Raw genomic sequence first — 21,015 nt, forward strand, 5'->3', positions numbered from 1 at the left:
CTTTTTGCCTGCTGCGGTAACGGTGCTAACCGCGCCAACCTGATAATAGTCAGGTGACATATTCGGGTTAGTATGACCCGCTTCCGGCCATCGGGTTGTATCTTTGCCGTCCCGTTCACCCACCGACCGGCCGTGCAGCTGTTACGCGAGATTTGGTATCTGATGCAGAAGGACTTCCGCCTGGAATGGCGGCAGCGCGCGGCCCTAAACGGCATGTTGCTCTACGTGGGCAGTACCGTATTCGTCTGCTACCTGAGCTTCGTGCGCGGTGGGGTGCTGCCGGCTCCGGCCTGGAACGCTTTGCTGTGGATTATTCTGCTGTTCACGGCTGTAAACGCGGTGGCCAAAAGCTTTCTGCAGGAAAGCCGCGGCCGTTTGCTTTATTACTATGCTCTCGTGCGGCCCGAAGCCGTGATTCTGGCCAAAATAGCCTACAACGCCGTGTTGCTGTTGGGCTTAGGCTTGGTAGCATTCGGCGCTTACTCGCTGGTGCTGGGCAACCCCGTGCAGCAGCCCGGCCGGTTTACGCTGGTGGTGGCGCTGGGCGCTTTGGGGTTTGCCTCGTCACTCACGCTGATTTCGGGCATTGCCGCCAAAGCCCAGAACAGCAACACCCTCATGCCGGTGCTGGGCTTCCCGGTGGTTATTCCCATTCTGCTCCAACTCATCAAAGCCGCCAAGAACGCCCTCGACGGCCTCGATGCCAGCCCGCAGCCGCTGTACATGCTGCTGGGCCTGAACCTGCTGGTAGTGGCGGTTTCCTACCTGCTGTACCCGTTTCTGTGGCGAACGTGATTTGATAGGAGACAGGAGTTAGAAGCCAGGAGCTAGAATGATGATTGCTCTGCTGCCGCTTTTTGCTCCTAACTCCTGGCTTTTAACTCCTAACACCTCCGATGAAAAATGCTTGGTGGAAAGTGCTGGCCGTGGTGCTGCTGCTCTACACAGTCCTGATGGGGCTGTTGGGGCCGGTTCCGCGCTTGCCCATCCTCAACGAAACCATTCGCAACCTGTATTTCCACGTGCCCATGTGGTTTGGGATGACCATTATCCTGACTGCTTCGGCCATTAATTCGGCGCGTTACCTGTACAAGCCATCCGTGCGGCTCGATGTGCTGGCGTACCAGTCGGCCAATACGGGCGTGCTGATGGCGGTTTTGGGCCTTGCTACCGGTAGCCTGTGGGCGCGCTACACCTGGGGCACGTGGTGGACTTCCGACCCTCGCCTGAACGGGGCGGCCATTGCGGTGCTCATTTACGGCGCTTACCTAGTGCTGCGCTCCTCCATCACCGACGAGCAGCAAAGTGCCCGCATTGGCGCGGTGTACAACATTTTTGCGTACTGCGCGGCCATTCCTCTGCTGTTCGTGCTGCCGCGTCTCACCGATTCGCTGCACCCCGGCGCCGGCGGCAACCCCGGCTTCAATCAATACGACCTTGACAACAACATGCGCTGGGTGTTCTACCCGGCCATTATCGGCTGGACGCTGCTGGGCACCTGGATTACCCAAGTGGCCGTGCGTCTGACCTTCGTTCAACACAAGCTGTATGAAAAACAACTGGCCTAACCTGCTCTCTTCGGTGCTTCGCTCCTTGGGGCGGCGTGCCCTGCTGTTGCTGGCCGCCGTGCTTTTGCCCGTGCTGCCGCTGTTAGCGCAACAACCCGCTGGTCCCGAAATGGCCGATCAGATGCGGCAAGACGGCAAAATCTACGTGGTTGTTGGCGTCGTGCTGGTCATTCTGGTAGGCGTAGTTGCGTACCTCGTGGCCATCGACCGGAAAGTGGGCCGCCTGGAGCGGGAACTTCGCGACTAGGAGGCCAACAACGGGCGCCGCTGCGTGTTTTACCAGTTGAGCGCCCGGCCCGCCGTCCTCTGATTTTACAATTTTGCTGCTGCGGCCGGATTTATTGAGCTGCGGCGGTTGTTTACAAGTGCTAGCCGCCGGAGCGGTTGGTGCTCTTCATTCAAAGGCTTCTTTTCTTTTAAGCCACCATGAAAAAAACGCATTTACTGGTTCTGGTAATCATTGCCGCTGCTATCGGCATTGTAATGGCCACCGCCGGCGACGCTTCGGTGTACGTTTCCTTCAAAGAAGCCAAAGAGCTGGCCGCCGATGGCGACCTGCGCAAGGTGCACGTAGTGGGCCGCCTGCCCCAGGACGCGCAGAAGAACCCCGTGGGCCTGCAGTACAACCCCACCCTCGACCCGAACTACTTCTCCTTCACCTTGGTCGATACCAACCGCATTGCCCAGCAGGTCGTGTACTTCAGCCCCAAGCCCCAGGATTTCGAGAAGTCGGAGCAGGTGGTAATTACCGGCAACATGCGCAATGATGTGTTTGTGGCCGATAAGATTTTGCTGAAGTGCCCGTCGAAATACGTGGAAAACGAAGTGAAGGGCGCCACGGCGTCCATCAACTAATACTCATTCCTGGGCAACGGGTGGCTTGCAAGTACGCAGTGGCCACCCCGTTGCTCGAGGCTCATTGAATTGACTATGCAGATTGGCGACTGGGGACATTTAGGCGTCATTGTAGCCTTTGCGGCGGCCGTGGTGGCTGCGCTTGGGTATTACATGGCGGCTCGGCAGCGCCCCTTGGGCGACACCGACGAATCGTGGCTGCGCATTGGGCGCGGCGCGTTTGTGGTGCACAGCCTGGCGGTACTGGGGGTAATTGTGGCGTTGTTTGCCATTATTCACGGCCACCGCTACGAGTATTACTACGCCTGGAGCCACTCCAGCAACCACTTGGCGGTGTATTACATGATATCCTGCTTCTGGGAAGGGCAGGAGGGCTCGTTCTTGCTCTGGATTTTCTGGCACGTGCTGCTGGGCGCCTTCATCATGCGCGGAGCCAAGCAGTGGGAAGCGCCGGTTATGGCTGTGTTTGCTTTTGTGCAGCTATTCCTCGTGTCCATGATTCTGGGCGTAGTGGTAGGCAGCTTAAAAATCGGGTCTTCGCCGTTCATCCTCATGCGCGAGTTCATGCCCGATCTGCCGGTGTACCAAGCAAACCCGGATTGGATACCCGAAGACGGCAAGGGACTTAACGCCCTGCTGCAGAACTACTGGATGGTAATTCACCCACCCACGTTGTTCTTGGGCTTCGCTCTTACCCTAGTGCCCTTCTCCTACGCCATTGCTGGCCTCTGGAAAGGCGAACTGACGAAATGGGTGCAACCCGCTATTCGCTGGAGCCTGGTAGGCGGTGGCGTATTGGGCATAGGCGTGATGATGGGCGCCTACTGGGCCTACGAAACCCTGAACTTCGGTGGTTACTGGAACTGGGACCCGGTGGAAAACGCCGTGTACATTCCGTGGCTGGTGCTCGTAGCTGCGTTGCACGCTTTAGTGCTGTGGCAGCGCGGTAAAACCGGCTTGCGCACCGCGTACGCCTTGGTTATTGCCACCTTCCTGCTCATTCTCTACGCTACTTTCCTCACGCGTTCGGGCGTGTTGGGCAACGCGTCGGTTCACTCCTTCACTGACCTCGGCCTCTCCGGCCAGTTGCTGCTGTACCTCGGCGCCTTTGTGATTCTGAGCATCGCCTTGCTGGTGTGGCGCTGGAAGCAGATTCCGGTATCGGAAAAAGAGCTGACGATGTACCACCCCGAACTGTGGGTGTTCATCGGGGCTACTGTGCTTTGCCTGGGTGCATTCCAGGTTTTGGTTACCACAAGTATTCCGGTGTACAACGCCGTGGTAGGCTTCTTCGGCGTGAAGTCGAACGTGGCTTTGCCCGCCGACCAAATTGCCCACTACACCAAGATTCAGCTCTGGATGGGCGCGTTGGTGGCCTTGCTTTCGGGCATCGCGCAGCTGTTGTGGTGGCAGAAAACGGATAAAGAAAACATCAGCAGCCGCCTGGCGGTGCCGGCCATTCTCACGCTGCTATTGGCCAGCCTTGCTATCCTGTTGGTGCGCAACAACGGCATGGAAATTTCGCTGCCCTACATTGCCCTGCTCACCACGGGCTTGTTTGGGGTATTGGCTAACGCGGGCATGCTGTTCCAATTGGTGCGGCGCGGGGTACGGCTTTCGGGTGGTGCGGTGTCGCACATTGGTATTGCGCTGATGCTGTTGGGTATTCTGGCCTCGGCCGGTTACTCAAACATCATTTCCAAGAACACCTCCGGTCTGCTGTACTCGCGGGAATTCCCTGAGGACCTCAACCGCGACAACGTGCTGCTGTGGCGCAACCAGTCGTCGGAAATGGGGCCGTACAAGCTTACTTATACCGGCCAGTATTACGATGTGCCCGGCGTGCCCGGCTACGTAAACAAGGAGCTGCTTTTCCGTACCGTAGACGAGTACAAAGCTATTGCCCGCGCTGATGTGAAGCAGGAGGACGGCAAGACGTACTACAAAGCCGGCGACACACTCGAGATTCGCCCCGAGGACACGTACTACCGTGTGGAGTACAAGCACAAGGACTCCGGCAAGCAGTTCGTGCTCTACCCGCGGGCCCAGGTAAACCAGGAAATGGGAGGCCTGCTGGCTTCGCCCGACATCAAAATCTTCTGGGACCACGACATCTACTCGCACGTTTCCTCCGTGCCCGATCCTACCAAGGAGAAGGACTGGAGCGAAGTGAAAGAGTACACCGTTGGCATCGGCGACACGCTGTTCCTGAACGACTACGTAGCCGTGTTTAAGGGTGCTGAGCCCGCCACCAACCTTGCCGGTCTCGGCCTGAGCAAAGACGACATTGCCGTGCAGGCTGACGTTATCGTGTCGGGCGAAAACGGCAAGAAGTATCACGTTCACCCCATTTTCGTGGTAAAGGACCGCCTTGTGGGCCGCGTACCCGATGAAGTGGAAGCCTTGGGTCTGCGCATCAGCTTCAACAACCTCGACCCCACCGCCGGCAAGTTCACCTTTGGCGTAAGCACCACCCAGAAGGATTACATTATCCTGAAGGCGATGGAAAAACCCTTCATCAACCTGCTGTGGAGCGGCACGCTGCTCATGGGTCTGGGTTTTGGTATGGCCGTATGGCAGCGAGGTCGTAAGCCGCGTCCAGTATCGTCAGCCAGCAAACCTGTGGTCAGAGAGCCGCAAGTAGCGTAAGTAGGTACACTCGTGAAAAAACACTGCCCCTGCGCCCATTTGGCGCAGGGGCAGTGTTTTTTCACGGGTATATGGCGGGGTCAAAGGTTGGTTGCAGAGCTCCTCAAGTTAGAAGCCCAAGGAGCAGGAACCCGGGCTCAATTTGGCAAGTGCTGCTAATGCAAAAGGGCAGCCTGCAATTGCAGGCTGCCCTTTTGTAGCTGTGGCTGAGTTCAGCCGAAACGGCAGTATTACTTCTGAACCGACAGGTTACGGATAGAGTAATCATTGCCCGATTTTACCTTCAGCGTGTACATGCCGTTAGCAAGGTGACTCAGATCCAGCTGGCTTTCAAAGTTGTCGCGCACCGTGGCTGTGTGTACGCGCTGCCCCAGCATGTTCACCACTTCTACCTGCAGGCCGTTCTTGGCGTTAGCGCCGCGTACGTCAAGGGTAAAGCGGCCGGCGCTGGGGTTCGGGAATACACTTACGGCGCGGTCGAGTGCTGCCGAAGTGCCTGTAATAGCCGTGGCCGTGATTTGCAGGTCGTCGACGGCCAGGAAAAACTGGTCAGCAGTGCTGTACGCGTGGAAGCCAATGTAGTAAGGGCCATTGGAAGGCGGCGCAATAACGGATACTGCCGGAACACCCGCAGCGCCTGTGGTGGCGTAGGCCGCGTTATTAACGTTTGCGTTAGTCCACAGCGTGGTGGTTTGCGCCGCTACCGTTGGTGCATTGCCGTATTTAACTTCTAAGCGCTCTGGGTAATTACCGCTGGAACGGTATTTAAACGTAAGTTGGTAGCGGAAGCCGGTGCGCAGGATCAGTTCCGGGGTGAAAAACCAGTCATCAGCTGCGGTGGTGCCGTTGGTGTTCCAGAAGTACACCATTGCGTTTGGGTTCGAGGAGCTGATGGGGGATTGACCACCCTGCGTGGGCACCGTGCTGCGGTTAATCCACGGGTTGTTGTCAGCGTTTACATCAAGAACCGTAATGCCGCAGGGCAAGGTGCCGCTGGTAACCCCGTCGAAGTTCTGGGTGTAGGGGAAAACGGCAACGGCCGTCGAGCTAGCGCAGCTCGTGGTGATGGTGAACGGACCCGATAACGGGCTTTGGTCGGTAGCGCCGCAGTTGGCCCGAATGTATACGTCGTACGACGATCCTGCTGCCAAACCAGTAATGGTGTATGGCGAAGCCGTGGTATTTACACTGGTGCCGGCACCGGCCGTGGCCGGGTTAAAACCCGCCGCCCCATAAATAATAGTGTAGCCAGTGCTGTTGGCGGGTCCTGTAAAGCTAACAGTGGTAGCGGTGCCGGTGGTACCTGAAAAAGTTACTGCTGAAGGCGGTGCGCAGCTGGCAGGCGTAAATCGGAAAGTGCGGCCGGGGTCGGCCAAGGTGGTTTTGTTGTAGGCGAAACCTACAGTGGTGTAGTTGCTGTTCTGCCAGGCGGTGGTGGACCATGCTGCCGTTTCGGCCTTGGTGCCCAGTATCACTTGGCCGGTTGCTGGCCCGGAGCCTTTAATACCGATGGCGGCAAGTGCTTCTGCGGAAGCGCCCGTACCCGGCGTAGCGGGGCCGTACACAAACTCAATCTGGTTGGTGGTTTCGTAGAGCTTCACTTGGAAGCTACCGTTGGTGAGTTGCGCGGGAGAATCGAATTCCCGCATGCCCGACCACTCCACCGTACAAACCCGGTTGGGAGCAGCCCCGGTCGTAGCCACCCGGAAGCTTGTAGTTGCCGACGCCGCTACCAGATCTTGAAACAGCGGAAAGAGCATGTTCTGATCGGCCGGGTCGGTGCTTTCCGGGAAGTAGTCCAAATCGTCGCTGGGCGGGGTGCTGCCCAGTTTCAACGCGCCGTTGGTGTTTAGCACAAACTGCGTGAACGACTGTCCGTTGTAAACGAACGTGAAGCCAATCGGCTGCGCAGTCGAGTTGTCGTCATCAGGATCGGTTACCACAATGGCGGTGCCGGTTGTGCCCAATGCAGTGTACGTGCCAACGGTGTTTACCACAGCCGTCGACGAATAATTTAGCGCTTGCCCATGGGCTACCAAGCTGCCAAGGCCCAAAAAACCAGCCAATAGCAAGGTCGGGCGGGCGAATAGGCGTTCGAAAAAGTACGTTTTTGCCATAAAAAGGAGCAGAATGATGTAAAAAGGCCCACGGACACGCGGCCAGTGAAGTGATGTAACAGGTAGCAAGATGAAGAAAATCCCATGCTTCTAGCTTGCTGCTTGCGGAATGGCCTTAAAAAAACACCAGGCGACTCGCACCGCGAGCCGCCTGGTGTTAAAGTTAGCCTTTCGGCTTTCCGGAAATTACTTCTGGATGCTGATGGTACGGATCATGTACTCGGCGCCGTTCGACACGCGCAGGGTGTACATGCCGTTGGCCAGCATCGACACGTCCAGCTTGTTCGACAGGTTGTCGCGTACCGACGTGCTGAGCACTTTCTGGCCCACCATGTTGATGACCTCAACCTGAAGGCCGTTTTTGGCCTGAGCGTTGGTTACGTCCACCGTCAACTGACCAGCCGAAGGGTTCGGGAATACCGCCACCGCACGAGCCAGAGCATCCGAAGCCGACGTTACCACCTGGGTAATCGAGATGTCGTCGATGAACAGGTTGTACTGGTCGGCGAGGCTGTATACGTGGAAGCCGATGTTGTAGAAGCCGTTGGTGGCCGGCTGAATAACTGCAACCGTTGGGGCAGTGGCCGTTACGTGAGTGGTGTTGGTGATGTTAGTGTTGGTAAACAGCGTGGTGGTTTGCGCCGCCACGGTAGCCCCTTGGCCATACTTCACTTCCAGGCGTTCCGAGGTAGGGAACGAAGCAAGCTGCTGGGTCTTGTATTTGAAGGACAGCTGGTAGCGCGACGTGGTGCGCAACAGCAGCTGCGGAGTGAAGAACCAGTCATCGGCCGCCGCGTTCGGGTTGAACTGGTAAGCAATGGCGTTCGGGGCCGAAGCCGAGTGCAGCGCGGTGGCTACTACCTGCCAGGTGTTGGCGTCACCGTTGACGTTCAGAATTGAATAACCGCAAGGAGCCTGGGCAGCAGCATCGAAGTTCTCGTTGTACGGGAACGTGCTGATTTGCGGAGGCGTGCACGGCGTGCTGAAGCTGATGGGGCCCGCGAAGGTGCTTTGGTCGTTGGCGCCGCAGTTAGCGCGTACGTACACTTGGTAAGTGGTGGAACCCGACAGGCCGTTGAGGGTTACGGGCGAAGCCGTAGGAGCCGGGGTAACCGTGGTGCCGCCGGTAGCAGGGTTAAAGCCCGTAGGACCGTACACAACGGTGTAAGACGTGCCGTTAGCCGGACCGGTAAAGTTCACCGTAGCCGAGCCGGCGGTAATGCCCGTTACCGTAACGGCGGTAGGAGGAGCACAGGTAGCCGGAGCCACCGTAACGGCCTCAATCATGAAGCGGCCAAGGTTGCTGCCTGCTGCATCGGTAGGAGCACCACCGGTCAAAGCAGCCGTGAAGAAAGTGTTGGCGCGGGTCGGAGTTTCGGATTGCAAACCCAGCGGGAAGTACGGTGCCGTGCCAGCGGGGGCAGCAGCCTGGGCCATACCAGCAAAGAAGTCACCGGAAACAGCAACAGGCGTGGCAAACGTGAAGGTTTTATCCGTGCCAATGTCAGCCGTGGTGATAACGTAGTCGGGCGTGCGGGCCAGAATGGTACCGGCGTTGTCGAGTACGGCGCCGTATACGGTGCGGCCAACCGAAGCCGGCGCGCCTTCCAGGCGAACTTTAACCTCGCTCACGCGGCGGGGGGCGTTAGTGGTGTAACGCACCAAGAAGATACCTGTGCCAGCATCGGCACCGGAGTTGGCGGTAAAGCCTACGCTGCCCGTAGAACCAGCGGTGGGTTCAGCTACGGCGTACGTAGTGGCGTTAACCAGCTGCGTGTAGGTGGCGGTGTTGTTGCTTGCAACATCATCGGCGCCTACGCTCACGGCAATATTGTTCGTGCCGTTAACGGTGGGGGAGAAGGGGTCGAAGGAAACCAGGGCCGTAGCACCCACAGCCAGCGACGCAATGGTTTTGGTGTTGGTGAAGGTGTTAGCTCCCGTTACCGAAGCCGTGACCGTAATGTTGGTCAGGGCAGAGGTTCCCACGTTGCGCACCAAGCCTTGAATGACGTGCGGCGTGCCAAAAGGCGTGGGCAGCTTGCCCAAAGAGTACACCAGCAGCGTAGCGGCGTCGTTGGGGCGGGCGGGCGAGAAACGGTAGGTACGGCCGGCATCGGGCAGTACAGTGCTGCGCACGTTGTGGGCGTTGCCTGTGTAATTGCCTGCCAGGAAGGTCGTGGCACTCCAAGCCGAAACCGAAGGCTTGGTAGCCGTAATGAGCTGGGTAGCGGTGCTGCCCGAGCCCTTAATGCCTACTGCAAACGCTTTAAAGTTGTCGCCGGCAACCGGGCCGGGAGTGGCCGAGCCGTAAACAAACTCAATCTGGTTGGTGGTTTCGTAGAGCTTAACCTGGAAGGAAATGTTGGTGAGCTGCTTGCCAATGAGAGTTGGCGTAGCCGCACCGTTGTTCCGGGCTTTGTCGCTTACGTTTTTCCACTGAATGGTAGCCACGCGGTTCGGCGCCGTGCCCGTAACAGCAATCCGGTATTCGGCGGGCGACGTGCCAGCTTCCAGATCTTCGTTTAACGGCAGCAGCAGGTTAGTATCCGTGGAAGTCAGCGGACCGGCAGCGGTAGAGGCGGTGGCCTGCGCGGTGGGGAAGTAGCTGGGGCCCGTGGGCGCCGCCGTACCCAACTTCAGGAAACCGTTCGTGTTCAGCACGAAATCAGTGAAGTCCGTCCCGTTGTAGTTGAAGGTGAAACCGATGGGAGTGGCCGCGGAGTTAGCGTCGTCGGTGTTGGCCGTGGAAATTACAGTGCCGGCAGTGCCCAGGTCGGTGTAGGTGCCGGCCACGTTTTGGGCGCCGAACAGGCTGTAATTCAGCGTCTGTGCTTGCGCGCCGCCGGTGGCGCCGACTGCCAGCAGAGCAGCCAACGCCAACTGTCGCCAGCGAGCTGTGAATCGACCCTGCGTGTAAGATTTTGTCATGTGGAAAGGGTGAGTGTGAAAGTTGGTAAGGGTGAAGAAGTCAATGAACAGTTGATTTTCGCAACCAACCGATCAGAATTCTTATTTCGAGCAAACAAGGTCGAATATTTTTAGGAAAAAACAGCCGCTTGCTCCCGGGCAAAGCGGCTTAATTTTGCCGCCCGGCCTCCGGGCTATTCGGTTAGCAGTAAAATGGAACAGGCCTCACTTCAATTTCGCGTGGTGCTGCTGGGCGCCGGGCGCGTGGCGGCGCAGCTGGCGCCGGCCCTGGCCCGGGCCGGGCACAGCGTGGTAGCCGTATGGAGCCGCACACTGGCTTCGGCGCAGCAGGTGGCGCAGGGTATAGGCGCTACGGCTTTCGGTGGGTCCGCCCCCGATCTGCGCAGCATTCCCGCCGACGTATACCTGCTGTGCGTACCCGATGACGCTGCCCCAGCCGTGCTGGCCGCCGCAAAATGGCCTCGGCACGCATTGGTAGCGCATACCTCCGGAGCCCTGCCGCTGGCGCTGTTCGCGGCCTGCCCGGCCATTCGTGGCGGGGTGTTTTATCCTTTACAAACTTTCAGTGCCAATCGCGCCGTCGACTGGGCCACCGTGCCCCTGTGCCTGGAGGCGGCCGATGATGCCGATCTGGCTCTGCTCACCGCACTGGCCCGTTCACTTAGCCAGCAGGTTCTGGTTGTGGCCACGGCGCAGCGCCAGCAACTGCACGTAGCGGCCGTTTTCGCCTGCAACTTCACCAATCACCTGCTGGGTATTGCCGATGCCCTGCTGGCCGAGGCTAACCTGCCCACCGACTTGCTAACGCCCCTTGTGCGTGAAACCATAGATAAAGCCCTCAGCCAGCCGCCTTTTACCGTGCAAACCGGGCCCGCCATCCGCCACGATGTCGCCACTCTGCTGGCGCACCGGCGCTTGTTGCAGGCGCACCCAGCCTGGGAGGAACTCTACGGGCGGCTCTCGGCCAGCATTCAGGCCCAAGCCGCCGGCTAACAGAGGGCTTTGGTTGGCCCCTCGGCAAACATTAGCCCGGGTTCGGGCATTGTGCAACGGCGTACGTACCTTTGCGCCTTGTTAAGCACGTCTCTCTGTGAAAGCCATCAATATTACCTTCAAGTTCGCGGACGGTCAGCCCGAACAAACCCATGTGGCGGCCGAGGGCGAGTCGGTGCTGGATGTGGCCCTGAATAACAACATACAGCTGCAGCACAACTGCGGCGGCGTATGCGGTTGCAGCACTTGCCACGTATACGTGTTAGCAGGCGCCGACGACCTGCCCGAAATCAGCGACAAAGAGGAAGACTTCATCGACCGGGCCGTTGACCCGCGGCTGAACTCGCGCTTGGCCTGCCAGTGCGTAACGCAAGGAAACGAAAACCTGGTCGTTGAGATTCCGAAACAAGATTTTCTGGGCCACTAGTCTTGTAGTGTGCGGAAGGAGATAAAACGTGCGTGCTGTGTGAAATACCGGTGCATTTGGCCGGTATTGCGACACCCCCCGTCAGTTTCCGCATCTAACCACATTCATCCCATTTCCCTCATTCAGAAATGACGCATTTCGAGCCGCCCATTAACTGGCAAGACCACGAAGACATTGCCATGGCCCTCTACGAGAAATTCGGCGACGAATTTGGTGAGGCCCGCATCTACCGCATACGCTTTACCGATTTGCTGGACTGGGTACTAAGCCTGCCGAACTTTGCCGGCACCCGCGAACAAGCCAACGAAGGCCACCTGGAGCAGATTCAGGCCAAGTGGGTGTACGAGTGGCGCGACAACCAAAAGGGCTAATTCCAACGGTTGAGCAGGCCCGCGCGTAAGCAGAGGCACCATCCGCCATGGCAACCGCGTTGGGGGTGAAGCATGGGTGGTAGAAAACCACGTGTTTGCTTCGCCACGTATGCGTCAAGACCTGATACTTCCCTTATATGGTTGACTTATCGGCCGTGCAGGCCTTTGTTCTCGACGTCGACGGTGTTCTTACCGACGGCACCCTGCTGGCCCTTAACACCGGCGAGCAGGCCCGCGCTTTCCATATCCGCGACGGGTACGCCATTCGGCACGCATTGCGCAAGGGCTACCGCGTGGTTATTATTTCCGGCCGCGAGGAAGTAGGCGTGCGCAAGCGCCTGGAGTCGTTAGACGTGCGCGATATGTACCTGGGGGTCGACGATAAGATGAAAATCTTCAACACCTATGTCAATCTGCACCGCCTCGACCCGGCCCACATTGCCTACATGGGCGACGATATGCCCGATTTGGAAGTAATGCGCCGGTGCGCCGTAGCCGCGTGCCCCGCCGATGCCGCCACCGATGTGCGGGCCATCAGCAACTACGTAGCCACCCTACCCGGCGGGCACGGTGCCGTGCGCGAGCTGGTGGAAGCCGTAATGAAAGCCCAGGGTACGTGGTAGCTTCTGCGTAAACCTTTACAATTTGTTGATGCTGGCCGGCTTGGCGCCTGGGTTGCAGGTGTGAAATATTCCGATACATTTACCGGAACATCCATTCACCTTTTACCTCATTAGCTTGCCATGAAAACAGGAACCGTCAAGTTCTTTAATGATTCCAAGGGCTTTGGCTTCATTACAGAAGACGCTACAAAAGAGGATTTTTTCGTGCACATTACCGGGCTGAATGGCCTGCAAGTACAGCAGCACGACCGCGTGGAGTTTGACACGCAGGAAGGCCGCAAAGGCGTTAACGCCGTCAACATCAAGAAACTTTAGCCGGCTGACTTGTACTGTTAGCCAGCTGTTTCGTTTAAACTTTAAAAAAGCCCTTTCCGATATTGCGGGAAGGGCTTTTTTGCGCCTCGCAGGGGTAGAGGCCCGCACTGCTTGCCTACCTTTGCTGCTTTCCGCAGTCGTCTGTTTTTGCCATGCCGTTGTCTGGTTCTTCTGCGCTTGCTGCCCCGCCTTCCGCCGGCCTGAAGCTGGCCCGGCTGGTGCGTTTGCCCAACCTGCTCATCATGGCCCTATGCATGGCTCTCACGCAAACCTGTTTGCTGGAGCCCGTGCAGCCCTTGGCGGCCCTGCTGGAACCCCGCTTTGCGCTGTTGCTGCTGGCCACGCTGTGCGTGGCCGCCGCCGGCTACATTATTAACGACTACTACGACGTTAAAATCGACACCATTAACCGGCCGGCGCAGTTGGTGGTGGGCCAGTCGGTGGGCCGGCGCCCGGCCATGCTGGCGCACCTGCTGCTTACCTTCGAGGGCGTGGTGGTGGCCGTTGCGCTGGGCTACACCGTGGGAGCCGTAACGGTGGGGGCCGCGCTGCTGTTGTGGGGCTACTCGGCGCGGTTTAAGCGGTTACCGCTGGTGGGTAACCTCAGTATTGGGCTGCTCACGGCAGCGCTGGTGCTGCTGCCCGAGCTGTTGCACCGTACCGGTAGTACGGCCGTGTGGGGCTACGCGCTGGCCGCTTTCCTGCTCACGGTAGTGCGCGAGATTGTGAAGGACGTGGAAGACATGCGCGGCGACGCCCAGCACGAGTGCCGCACGCTGCCCATAGTGGTGGGCGTGGCCCGTAGCAAATGGGTGGCGGGCTTATTCCTGCTCAGCCTGCTGTGGGTGGTAGCAGTAGCCGTGGGCCAGGGCTTTGCCGATGGCCACTGGCGGCTGGCCCTGTGGCTGCTGGGCACGGTGCTGGGGCCGCTGCTGCTGCTGGCGCAACGCCTGGTTCGGGCCGACCGCCGTCGCGACTTTTCCCGCCTCAGCACCCTATGCAAACTGGTGATGCTGGGGGGGGTGCTGTCTATGCTGGTGATTGGACGGTAAGGCCACACAACCCCGGTGGTAAGCGGGCCGTTAGGGCGGTATGCGCGGGTGTGTTCCTGCCGCTTACGTTTTTCAACTGCCGCTATGTTTTCTCGTTACGCCCTTTTGTTATGGGGCTTGCTGTGTGTCGGGGCATCCGCAGCCCACGCCCAGGTTTCCGATAGTACCAACGCCATCCGCTCCGAACGCGACGTGCGCCTGGGCCAGTCGGCCAAAGACCCCGAAGACCGACCCGGTTTTATTCCGGCCCCGGTAATTTTCTACGAGCCCGAAACCGGCCTGGCCGCCGGGGTTACGTTTCTGCCTACCTGGCGGCATGGCCGCGACACCACCGTGCGCAAGTCTAACGGGCGCATTGGCGGCTGGTATTCGCAGAAAAAACAGCTGAACCTGCAGCTAAGCCACACCATTTTCACCCGCCGCGAAGCCTGGCTGGTCAGCGGTGACCTGCTGTTCTTCGACTACCCGATCTTTTTCTACGGCATTGGGAACGATACCGACCTCGACGACGAAAGCGAAATATCCTACAAGGTCTTGACCTTCAACCAGCGCGGGCTGAAGCAGATGTTCGTGCCCGGCCTGTTTGCCGGCCTCACATACCGTTACACCGACACGCGCGGCATTAAAGCTGACAAGCCCACCGTGAACGACGGCGACAAGGCCAATTTGCTGCTCACCGATGTGCCGGCCGAGCAGTTGCAAAACACCCGCATATCGGGCATTGGCCCCTCTGTGGTGTACGACACCCGCGACAATATTCTGAGCACCTATAACGGCAACTACCTTGACGTACAAGCCTTGTTTAACCGCAAAGGCCTGGGTAGCGACTACAACTTCACGCGCTACCAACTCGACGCCCGCCACTTTCGGCCGCTGATATCGGGCTCGAACCGCACCATTCTGGCCGGGCAGGTAATGGGACAGTTTAACCGCGGCGAAGTTCCCTTCCGCGAACTGGCAGGCCTTGGTGGTATCACCGTGCTGCGCGGTATTTACGAAGGTCGCTTCCGCGATAAGCAGCTGGTAATGGGGCAGGCCGAAATCCGTCACCACTTGTTTTGGCGCCTGAACGCGGCCGTGTTTGCCGGCGTTGGCCAAGTGGCCCCACGCATCCGGGATTTCGGCTTGGCCGATTTTAACTATGCGGCCGGTGGTGGCCTGCGCTTTCAGTTCAACCGCCGCGACCGTATCAACATTCGCTTTGATTACGGCGTAGGTTCGGGCGGCTCACAAGGGCTGTATTTCGGGGTAAACGAGGCGTTTTAAACGGCTAGAAACACTTACGCCGCAAGCCGGGGTGGATTTGCAACGCCAGTAATCAAACCGAGCTTTCCTTTCAGTACATTGGAGCAGCCATCCGTGGTGGATGGCTGCTTTCTTTGCTTACATGCGTAGCTGCCGTTTGTTGCTAGCGTTAAGTGTGCTGGCCGGTGCCGCATACGTTTCCCCGGTTCAGGCCCAAACCGCCCCATCTGATTCGGCGGCCACAGCTTCACCCAAAAAAGTGCGCCGCGTGAAGGTGGCCGCACTGCCCATCGTGTTTTCGCAGCCCGAAACCGGCTTGGCCTACGGTGCGGCCGTGCTACCCGTGTGGCGCTTCGGCCAGGATACGGCCACGCGCAGCTCGAACGCCCGCTTACTGGCCTATTACACCCAGAAAAAACAGTCCAGCGCCTCCATTACCTACAACATCTTCACGCCCGGCGAGCGGTACATTTTTAACGGCGAGGCGTTCTATTTCAATTTCCCCTATTACTACTACGGCACCGGCAACAACACCCGCAAAGCCGAGAAAAGCGACATTTCTTACAAGGTCGTCATCGTTACCCAGCGCGTGCTCAAGAAGGTACGTCCGAACACCTTCGTTGGACTCAGTTTCCGCCTGACCGATCTGCACCACATTCGCATCGACGACCCGCTGACCGACGACCTTACCAAGCCCAACCTGCTGCTGGAACGCCCGGAACGCGAGCGACAAACCACCGTTACCTCGGGCCTCGGCCCCACCTTTTTGTACGACAGCCGCGACAACGTGCTCAGCGCCTGGCGCGGCAGTTACCTCGAAGCTAGTTCCCTGCTGATGGGCCGGTACCTGGGCAGCGACTACAACTTCACGCGCTTCCAACTCGATGCCCGCCACTTCCGCTCCCTTCGTCGCAGCAACTCCAATAGTATCCTGGCCGGGCAAGTGCTGGGGCAGTTTCATACCGGGCAGGTTCCGTTTCGGGAGCTAGCCAACCTCGGTGGGGAAAGGATGATGCGCGGTATTTACGAAGGCCGTTTCCGCGACCGGCAGGCCCTATCGGCGCAGCTAGAACTGCGCCAAAAGCTGTTCTGGCGCCTGGGCGGCGTGGTATTTGGCGCCGCCGGGCAAGTACACGACCAGCTCGGTGACTTTCGTCCGAACGACTTCAACGTGGCGGCCGGCGCCGGTTTGCGCATCGCTGTAAACCGCCAGGACCGCCTGGCCATCCGCATCGATTACGCGGTGGGCTCGGGACAATCGAGTGGGCTGTATTTTGCTTTCAACGAAGCGTTTTAGCGCTTTGCCGGCCGACTAAATAACAGGGCGTAACAATTCGGTAACATGAAGCGGTGCGAGTGACCAAACGGCAAGGCCTACCTTCGCCCAGCATTTCACTTCAAGCTCTTTGCCCATGTCACTTGCACCCGCCACCACCCCCGAAACCGTTGAAACGGCCCCGCAGCAGCCCATTCGCGCGGCTCTCGTTTCCGTGTATTACAAAGACCGGCTGGAGCCGCTCGTGAAACTGCTGCACCAGCAAGGCGTGAAGCTGTACTCGACGGGCGGCACGCTGAAGTTCATTCAGGAGCTGGGCGCCGAGGTAACGGCCGTGGAGTCGCTCACGGGCTTCCCCGAGGTATTCGGTGGCCGCGTGAAAACCCTGCATCCGAAGGTGTTCGGTGGTATTTTGCACCGCCGCCACGAAGCCGGCGACTTGCAAGAGGCCGAGCAGCACCAGATTCCGCCCATCGACTTGGTGGTGGTAGACTTATACCCCTTCGAAGAAACCGTAGCTAGCGGCGCCGCCGAGGCCGACGTCATTGAGAAAATCGACATCGGCGGCATTTCGCTGCTGCGCGCTGCGGCCAAAAACTACCGCGACGTGCTGGTGGTAAGCAGCCGCGACCAATACGCCGCCGTGACCGAGTTGCTGGCCGCCCAAAACGGCGCTACCACCCTGGAGCAGCGCCGCCATTACGCCGCTGCCGCCTTCGAGCAAACCTCCCACTACGACACCCACATTTTCGGCTACCTCAGCCAAGGTACCGATGTAGCTGGCAACACGCTCAAGGTAAGCCAGCGCCAAGCTACGCCGCTGCGCTACGGCGAAAACCCCCACCAGCAAGGTACTTTCTACGGCGACTTAGCCGCCCTCTTCGACCAGCTCCACGGCAAGCAGCTCAGCTACAACAACCTCGTGGACGTGGACGCCGCCGTGCTCCTGATGCAGGAATTCCAGACCGGTCCCGCCGCCTGCGCCATTCTCAAGCACACCAACGCCTGCGGCGTGGCCCAGGCCGATACGCTGCACACGGCCTACCTGAACGCCCTGGCCTGTGACCCAATTTCGGCTTTCGGTGGGGTTATCATCGTGAACAAGGAGGTAGATGCCGCTACCGCCGAGGAGCTAAACAAGTTGTTCTTCGAGGTGCTCATTGCTCCCGGCTTCGCCGCCGAAGCCCTGCCGGTGCTGCAAAGCAAGAAAAACCGGATTCTGCTGCTGCAAAAGCCGGTGAAATTCCCCGCTAAGCAAATCAAAACCCTGCTGAACGGCGTGATTGAGCAGGACTTTGACCGCGCCATGGAAGGCGCCGCCGAGTTCCGCACCGTTACCGAAACCGCCCCTACCGCCGACGAAACCGCTGCCTTGGAGTTTGCCCTGAAAGTGTGCAAACACACCAAGAGCAACACCATCGTATTGGCGCGGGCCGGGCAGCTGCTGGCTTCGGGCGTGGGCCAAACCTCGCGCGTCGATGCCCTCAAGCAAGCCATTGAAAAAGCCCGCGCCTTCGGCTTCGACCTGAACGGCGCGGTTATGGCCTCCGACGCGTTTTTTCCCTTCCCCGACTGCGTGGAAATTGCCGCCGAAGCCGGCGTGCGCGCCGTGGTACAGCCCGGCGGCTCCATCAAAGATCAAGACAGCATCGACGCCTGCAACCGCCTCGGCATGGCCATGGTGCTAACCGGCGTGCGTCATTTTAAACACTAAGCTTTTAGCGGGTTAGCAAAAAAACGGACCGGCTGGGGAATACCAGCCGGTCCGTTTGCGTTTGAGGGCCCAATCGGCTGAGGCGACCCGAACGAAAGGGTTGGGCTTCGCCGAAGCTTGCTTACCTTTGCCGGACTTTTCCGGGCGCAAACCGCGCTGCTTTTTCATATTGCCGCAACTCAATGGGATTCTTCAACTTCCTTACCAGCGACATCGCCATTGACCTGGGCACGGCCAATACGCTCATCATCCACAACGATAAGATTGTAGTTGACGAGCCGAGCATCATCGCCAAGGACCGTACGACCAATAAAATAATTGCCGTGGGCCGGCAAGCGCAGCAAATGCACGAGAAGACCCACGATAACATTAAAACCATTCGTCCGCTGAAAGACGGCGTTATTGCTGACTTCCACGCCGCCGAGGAAATGATCAAGGGCCTGATTCGGATGATTGACACCCGTACGCGCCTGTTTCAGCCCTCGCACCGCATGGTTATCTGCATTCCGTCGGGCATTACCGAGGTGGAGAAACGCGCCGTGCGCGACTCCGCCGAGCACGCCGGCGCCAAGGAAGTGTGGATGATTCAGGAGCCCATGGCCGCCGCCATCGGCATCGGCATTGACGTGGAGCAGCCCGTGGGTTCGATGATTATCGACATCGGAGGTGGTACCACCGAAATTGCGGTAATCGCCCTGTCGGGTATTGTTTGCGACCAGTCCATTAAAACGGCCGGCGACGTGTTCAACCAGGATATTCTCGACTACATGCGCCGCCAGCACAACCTGCTGATCGGGGAGCGTTCGGCCGAGAAAATCAAGATTGAAGTAGGCGCCGCCCTCACCGAGCTGGACGTAACCCCGCCCGACTACGAAGTGCGTGGCCGCGACCTGATGACCGGCATTCCGAAAGTCATCAAGGTTACCTCTTCAGAAATTGCCATTGCGCTGGATAAGTCGGTGGCCAAAATTGAGGAAGCCGTACTGAAGGCGCTGGAAATTGCCCCGCCCGAACTCTCGGCTGACATTTACGACAACGGCATCCACCTGACCGGCGGCGGTGCTCTGTTGCGCGGCCTGGACAAGCGTCTGGCTGCTAAAACCAAGCTGCCTGTGCACGTGCCCGAAGACCCCTTGCGCGCCGTAGTGCGCGGCACCGGTGCGGCCATCAAAAACATTACTGGCTTCCGCAGCGTGCTGCTGAGCTAGTTAGCTCCGTTGCTAAATGGTTAAATGGTTGGTCGTTCTACTAGCATGGAACCGGCCAACCATTTAACCATTCAGCCCTTTACCAATTCGTTGACCACCCGTGCGTAATCTGTTCACTTTCCTCTTCCGCTACCGGGGCATCCTGGTGTTCGTGTTGCTGGAAATCGTGAGCTTGGTACTGCTGATTCGCAACAGCGCCTACCAGCGGGCCGCTTTCTTCAACTCCTCGAATGCCTACGCGGGCCGTGTGCTGGAAGTGCGCACCCAGATTTACGACTACTTCCGCCTGGTAGATGTAAACCAGGCCCTGGTAGCCGAAAACGCGCAGCTGCGCCAGCAACTGTACCGCTCGGAGCTTAGTGGCCGCGTGGTCGACAGCCTGACCGTGCCCGGCGACACCACCGGCGCCCAGTTGCGGCCCGATACGCTGATGCTGGCGCTGCAAGCCATTCCCAGCCGCCCCACCGAGTACCCGCTTATTCCGGCGAGGGTTATCAACCAAACGCTGCGCCGCGTGGATAACTACCTCACCCTGAACGTGGGCATTAAGCAGGGCGTGCAGCCGGGCATGGGCGTGCTCACGGCGGCGGGCGTGGTGGGCCGGGTGCGGCAGGTAAGCGAGCATTATGCCACCGTCACGTCGCTGCTGCACTCGAAGACCACGGTATCGGCTAAAATTCAGCGCGACGGCACTTTCGGCACTATCCGCTGGCTGGGCGACGACCCCACGCGGGCCTCGCTCGACTATATTCCGCGCCAGAACACGCTGGTGCGCGGCGACACGGTGGTAACGTCGGGCTACAACACGATTTTCCCGGCCGGCGTGATGATTGGCACGGTCGAGCGGTTTTCGAAGGAGCCCGACAAAAACTTCTGGACGGTGCAGGTGAAGCTGGCGGCCGATTTCTCGAAGCTGACTTACGTGTACGTCATTGGTCCGCAGCCGCGTACGGCCGAGCGCGACACGCTGGAAACCCGCTCTAAAATGCGCCCCGTGGCCGGAGAGGAGGAGCCGCAGCCATGATGCAGGGGTTAGGAACCGTTACGGCGCAGGTGCTCCGTTTCCTGGTGTACGTGCTGGTGCACATGCTCATTGTGAGCCGGCTGCCGGCTTTGTTTGGCCTGGGCTGGAGCTTCTTTTACATCGGCTTTGTGCTGTTTCTGCCCATTGCTACGCCCGTGGTGCTGCTGCTTGTGCTGAGTTTCGTCACGGGTTTCGCCCTGGACGTGTTTTACGATACCGGCGGCGTGCACGCGGCGGCGGCTGTGCTGCTGGGCTACCTGCGCCCCTGGGTGCTGCGCCTGCTCACCCCTCGCGATGGTTACGATGCCCAGGACTCGGTAAACATTCACCAGATGGGCTGGCAGTGGTACCTCGTATACACGGTGCTGCTGTTGGGCATACACCACGCCGCATTCTTTTTTCTGGAACTGGGCAGCCTGCGTACCGTGGGAGTCACCCTGCTGAAGGTACTTGTCAGCACCATTTTCACGGGTCTTACCCTGCTCATCATTCAGCTGGTGTTCTTCCCGGCCCGGCGCCGACGCTAAAAGCCGGAATTGCGGCGGCTGGCACCAGTTGGGGCCGTTAGGTGTTTAGTTGATAACCTGCCGCAGGCACCGCCGCAACTGATTCCGGCTTGGCTGACAACTGACCGGGCTCGTCGTATCTTT

Annotated in this window: 19 protein-coding genes; 17 read left to right on the plus strand and 2 right to left on the minus strand. The window is 59.0% G+C overall.

Annotated elements, in window-relative coordinates:
- Positions 1–162: 162 nt before the first annotated feature.
- From ABD903_RS18515 to ccsA, 5 genes are all read left to right on the plus strand, one after another.
- Entirely contained in the window at positions 163–795 is a 633-nt protein-coding gene (locus ABD903_RS18515; protein ID WP_345226835.1) for a heme exporter protein CcmB, read from the plus strand.
- Between the two features lie 101 nt (positions 796–896).
- Positions 897–1,568: a cytochrome c biogenesis protein gene (locus ABD903_RS18520; RefSeq protein WP_345226795.1), complete on the plus strand. Its 672-nt coding sequence runs from the start codon at positions 897–899 to the stop codon at positions 1,566–1,568.
- Positions 1,549–1,815 (plus strand): CcmD family protein, encoded by a 267-nt coding sequence (locus ABD903_RS18525; protein ID WP_345226796.1) that lies wholly within the window; start codon positions 1,549–1,551, stop codon positions 1,813–1,815. Before ABD903_RS18520 ends, ABD903_RS18525 begins: the two co-directional genes overlap by 20 nt.
- A gap of 179 nt (positions 1,816–1,994) precedes the next feature.
- Positions 1,995–2,423 carry a cytochrome c maturation protein CcmE domain-containing protein gene (locus ABD903_RS18530; protein ID WP_345226797.1) on the plus strand — a complete coding sequence of 143 codons (429 nt, stop codon included), beginning with the start codon at positions 1,995–1,997 and terminating at the stop codon, positions 2,421–2,423.
- A 75-nt stretch (positions 2,424–2,498) separates the two neighbouring features.
- Positions 2,499–5,072 carry a cytochrome c biogenesis protein CcsA gene (gene ccsA, locus ABD903_RS18535; RefSeq protein ID WP_345226798.1) on the plus strand — a complete coding sequence of 858 codons (2,574 nt, stop codon included), beginning with the start codon at positions 2,499–2,501 and terminating at the stop codon, positions 5,070–5,072.
- Between the two features lie 230 nt (positions 5,073–5,302).
- On the opposite strand, the gene ABD903_RS18540 is transcribed toward ccsA, so the two are convergent.
- Complete coding sequence (locus ABD903_RS18540; protein WP_345226799.1) at positions 5,303–7,189, minus strand: T9SS-dependent choice-of-anchor J family protein; 1,887 nt, start codon at positions 7,187–7,189, stop codon at positions 5,303–5,305.
- A 186-nt stretch (positions 7,190–7,375) separates the two neighbouring features.
- On the minus strand, positions 7,376–10,117 hold the full coding sequence (locus ABD903_RS18545) for a T9SS-dependent choice-of-anchor J family protein (RefSeq protein ID WP_345226800.1): 2,742 nt from the start codon (positions 10,115–10,117) through the stop codon (positions 7,376–7,378).
- Between the two features lie 192 nt (positions 10,118–10,309).
- Here ABD903_RS18545 and ABD903_RS18550 point away from each other — a divergent pair, with 192 nt between their 5' ends.
- From ABD903_RS18550 to ABD903_RS18605, 12 genes are all read left to right on the plus strand, one after another.
- The gene (locus tag ABD903_RS18550; RefSeq protein ID WP_345226801.1) at positions 10,310–11,110 is read left to right on the plus strand and encodes a Rossmann-like and DUF2520 domain-containing protein; all 801 of its coding nucleotides are present in this window, start codon (positions 10,310–10,312) and stop codon (positions 11,108–11,110) included.
- Between the two features lie 97 nt (positions 11,111–11,207).
- Entirely contained in the window at positions 11,208–11,537 is a 330-nt protein-coding gene (locus ABD903_RS18555; RefSeq protein ID WP_345226802.1) for a 2Fe-2S iron-sulfur cluster-binding protein, read from the plus strand.
- 128 nt (positions 11,538–11,665) lie between these two features.
- The gene (gene iscX, locus ABD903_RS18560; protein ID WP_345226803.1) at positions 11,666–11,908 is read left to right on the plus strand and encodes a Fe-S cluster assembly protein IscX; all 243 of its coding nucleotides are present in this window, start codon (positions 11,666–11,668) and stop codon (positions 11,906–11,908) included.
- 137 nt (positions 11,909–12,045) lie between these two features.
- The gene (locus ABD903_RS18565) at positions 12,046–12,531 is read left to right on the plus strand and encodes a KdsC family phosphatase (protein ID WP_345226804.1); all 486 of its coding nucleotides are present in this window, start codon (positions 12,046–12,048) and stop codon (positions 12,529–12,531) included.
- A gap of 120 nt (positions 12,532–12,651) precedes the next feature.
- Positions 12,652–12,846 (plus strand): cold-shock protein, encoded by a 195-nt coding sequence (locus ABD903_RS18570; RefSeq protein WP_345226805.1) that lies wholly within the window; start codon positions 12,652–12,654, stop codon positions 12,844–12,846.
- Positions 12,847–12,998: 152 nt separating this feature from the next.
- Positions 12,999–13,898 (plus strand): geranylgeranylglycerol-phosphate geranylgeranyltransferase, encoded by a 900-nt coding sequence (locus ABD903_RS18575; RefSeq protein ID WP_345226806.1) that lies wholly within the window; start codon positions 12,999–13,001, stop codon positions 13,896–13,898.
- An 84-nt stretch (positions 13,899–13,982) separates the two neighbouring features.
- The gene (locus ABD903_RS18580) at positions 13,983–15,164 is read left to right on the plus strand and encodes a BamA/TamA family outer membrane protein (protein ID WP_345226807.1); all 1,182 of its coding nucleotides are present in this window, start codon (positions 13,983–13,985) and stop codon (positions 15,162–15,164) included.
- 121 nt (positions 15,165–15,285) lie between these two features.
- Complete coding sequence (locus ABD903_RS18585; RefSeq protein WP_345226808.1) at positions 15,286–16,440, plus strand: BamA/TamA family outer membrane protein; 1,155 nt, start codon at positions 15,286–15,288, stop codon at positions 16,438–16,440.
- A 115-nt stretch (positions 16,441–16,555) separates the two neighbouring features.
- Positions 16,556–18,133, plus strand: coding sequence for a bifunctional phosphoribosylaminoimidazolecarboxamide formyltransferase/IMP cyclohydrolase (purH, locus tag ABD903_RS18590; protein WP_345226809.1), 1,578 nt, complete (start codon positions 16,556–16,558; stop codon positions 18,131–18,133).
- 182 nt (positions 18,134–18,315) lie between these two features.
- The gene (locus ABD903_RS18595) at positions 18,316–19,341 is read left to right on the plus strand and encodes a rod shape-determining protein (RefSeq protein WP_345226810.1); all 1,026 of its coding nucleotides are present in this window, start codon (positions 18,316–18,318) and stop codon (positions 19,339–19,341) included.
- A 100-nt stretch (positions 19,342–19,441) separates the two neighbouring features.
- A complete protein-coding gene (gene mreC / locus ABD903_RS18600) occupies positions 19,442–20,365 on the plus strand; it encodes a rod shape-determining protein MreC (RefSeq protein ID WP_345226811.1) in 924 nt (307 codons plus the stop codon).
- The gene (locus ABD903_RS18605; RefSeq protein WP_345226812.1) at positions 20,362–20,892 is read left to right on the plus strand and encodes a hypothetical protein; all 531 of its coding nucleotides are present in this window, start codon (positions 20,362–20,364) and stop codon (positions 20,890–20,892) included. Before mreC ends, ABD903_RS18605 begins: the two co-directional genes overlap by 4 nt.
- Positions 20,893–21,015 lie beyond the last annotated feature (123 nt).

This window comes from Hymenobacter koreensis, from assembly GCF_039541855.1.
GTDB classification, from domain to species: Bacteria; Bacteroidota; Bacteroidia; order Cytophagales; family Hymenobacteraceae; genus Solirubrum; species Solirubrum koreensis.

What these genes read in the sequence shown, in the direction of transcription:
- ABD903_RS18515 (WP_345226835.1), top strand. Translation starts at nt 163, where the DNA reads ATGCAGAAGGACTTCCGCCTGGAATGGCGGCAGCGCGCGGCCCTAAAC.
- ABD903_RS18520 (WP_345226795.1), top strand. Translation starts at nt 897, where the DNA reads ATGAAAAATGCTTGGTGGAAAGTGCTGGCCGTGGTGCTGCTGCTCTAC.
- ABD903_RS18525 (WP_345226796.1), top strand. Translation starts at nt 1,549, where the DNA reads ATGAAAAACAACTGGCCTAACCTGCTCTCTTCGGTGCTTCGCTCCTTG.
- ABD903_RS18530 (WP_345226797.1), top strand. Translation starts at nt 1,995, where the DNA reads ATGAAAAAAACGCATTTACTGGTTCTGGTAATCATTGCCGCTGCTATC.
- ccsA (WP_345226798.1), top strand. Translation starts at nt 2,499, where the DNA reads ATGCAGATTGGCGACTGGGGACATTTAGGCGTCATTGTAGCCTTTGCG.
- ABD903_RS18540 (WP_345226799.1), bottom strand. Translation starts at nt 7,189, where the DNA reads ATGGCAAAAACGTACTTTTTCGAACGCCTATTCGCCCGCCCGACCTTG.
- ABD903_RS18545 (WP_345226800.1), bottom strand. Translation starts at nt 10,117, where the DNA reads ATGACAAAATCTTACACGCAGGGTCGATTCACAGCTCGCTGGCGACAG.
- ABD903_RS18550 (WP_345226801.1), top strand. Translation starts at nt 10,310, where the DNA reads ATGGAACAGGCCTCACTTCAATTTCGCGTGGTGCTGCTGGGCGCCGGG.
- iscX (WP_345226803.1), top strand. Translation starts at nt 11,666, where the DNA reads ATGACGCATTTCGAGCCGCCCATTAACTGGCAAGACCACGAAGACATT.
- ABD903_RS18565 (WP_345226804.1), top strand. Translation starts at nt 12,046, where the DNA reads ATGGTTGACTTATCGGCCGTGCAGGCCTTTGTTCTCGACGTCGACGGT.
- ABD903_RS18570 (WP_345226805.1), top strand. Translation starts at nt 12,652, where the DNA reads ATGAAAACAGGAACCGTCAAGTTCTTTAATGATTCCAAGGGCTTTGGC.
- ABD903_RS18575 (WP_345226806.1), top strand. Translation starts at nt 12,999, where the DNA reads ATGCCGTTGTCTGGTTCTTCTGCGCTTGCTGCCCCGCCTTCCGCCGGC.
- ABD903_RS18580 (WP_345226807.1), top strand. Translation starts at nt 13,983, where the DNA reads ATGTTTTCTCGTTACGCCCTTTTGTTATGGGGCTTGCTGTGTGTCGGG.
- ABD903_RS18585 (WP_345226808.1), top strand. Translation starts at nt 15,286, where the DNA reads ATGCGTAGCTGCCGTTTGTTGCTAGCGTTAAGTGTGCTGGCCGGTGCC.
- purH (WP_345226809.1), top strand. Translation starts at nt 16,556, where the DNA reads ATGTCACTTGCACCCGCCACCACCCCCGAAACCGTTGAAACGGCCCCG.
- ABD903_RS18595 (WP_345226810.1), top strand. Translation starts at nt 18,316, where the DNA reads ATGGGATTCTTCAACTTCCTTACCAGCGACATCGCCATTGACCTGGGC.
- ABD903_RS18605 (WP_345226812.1), top strand. Translation starts at nt 20,362, where the DNA reads ATGATGCAGGGGTTAGGAACCGTTACGGCGCAGGTGCTCCGTTTCCTG.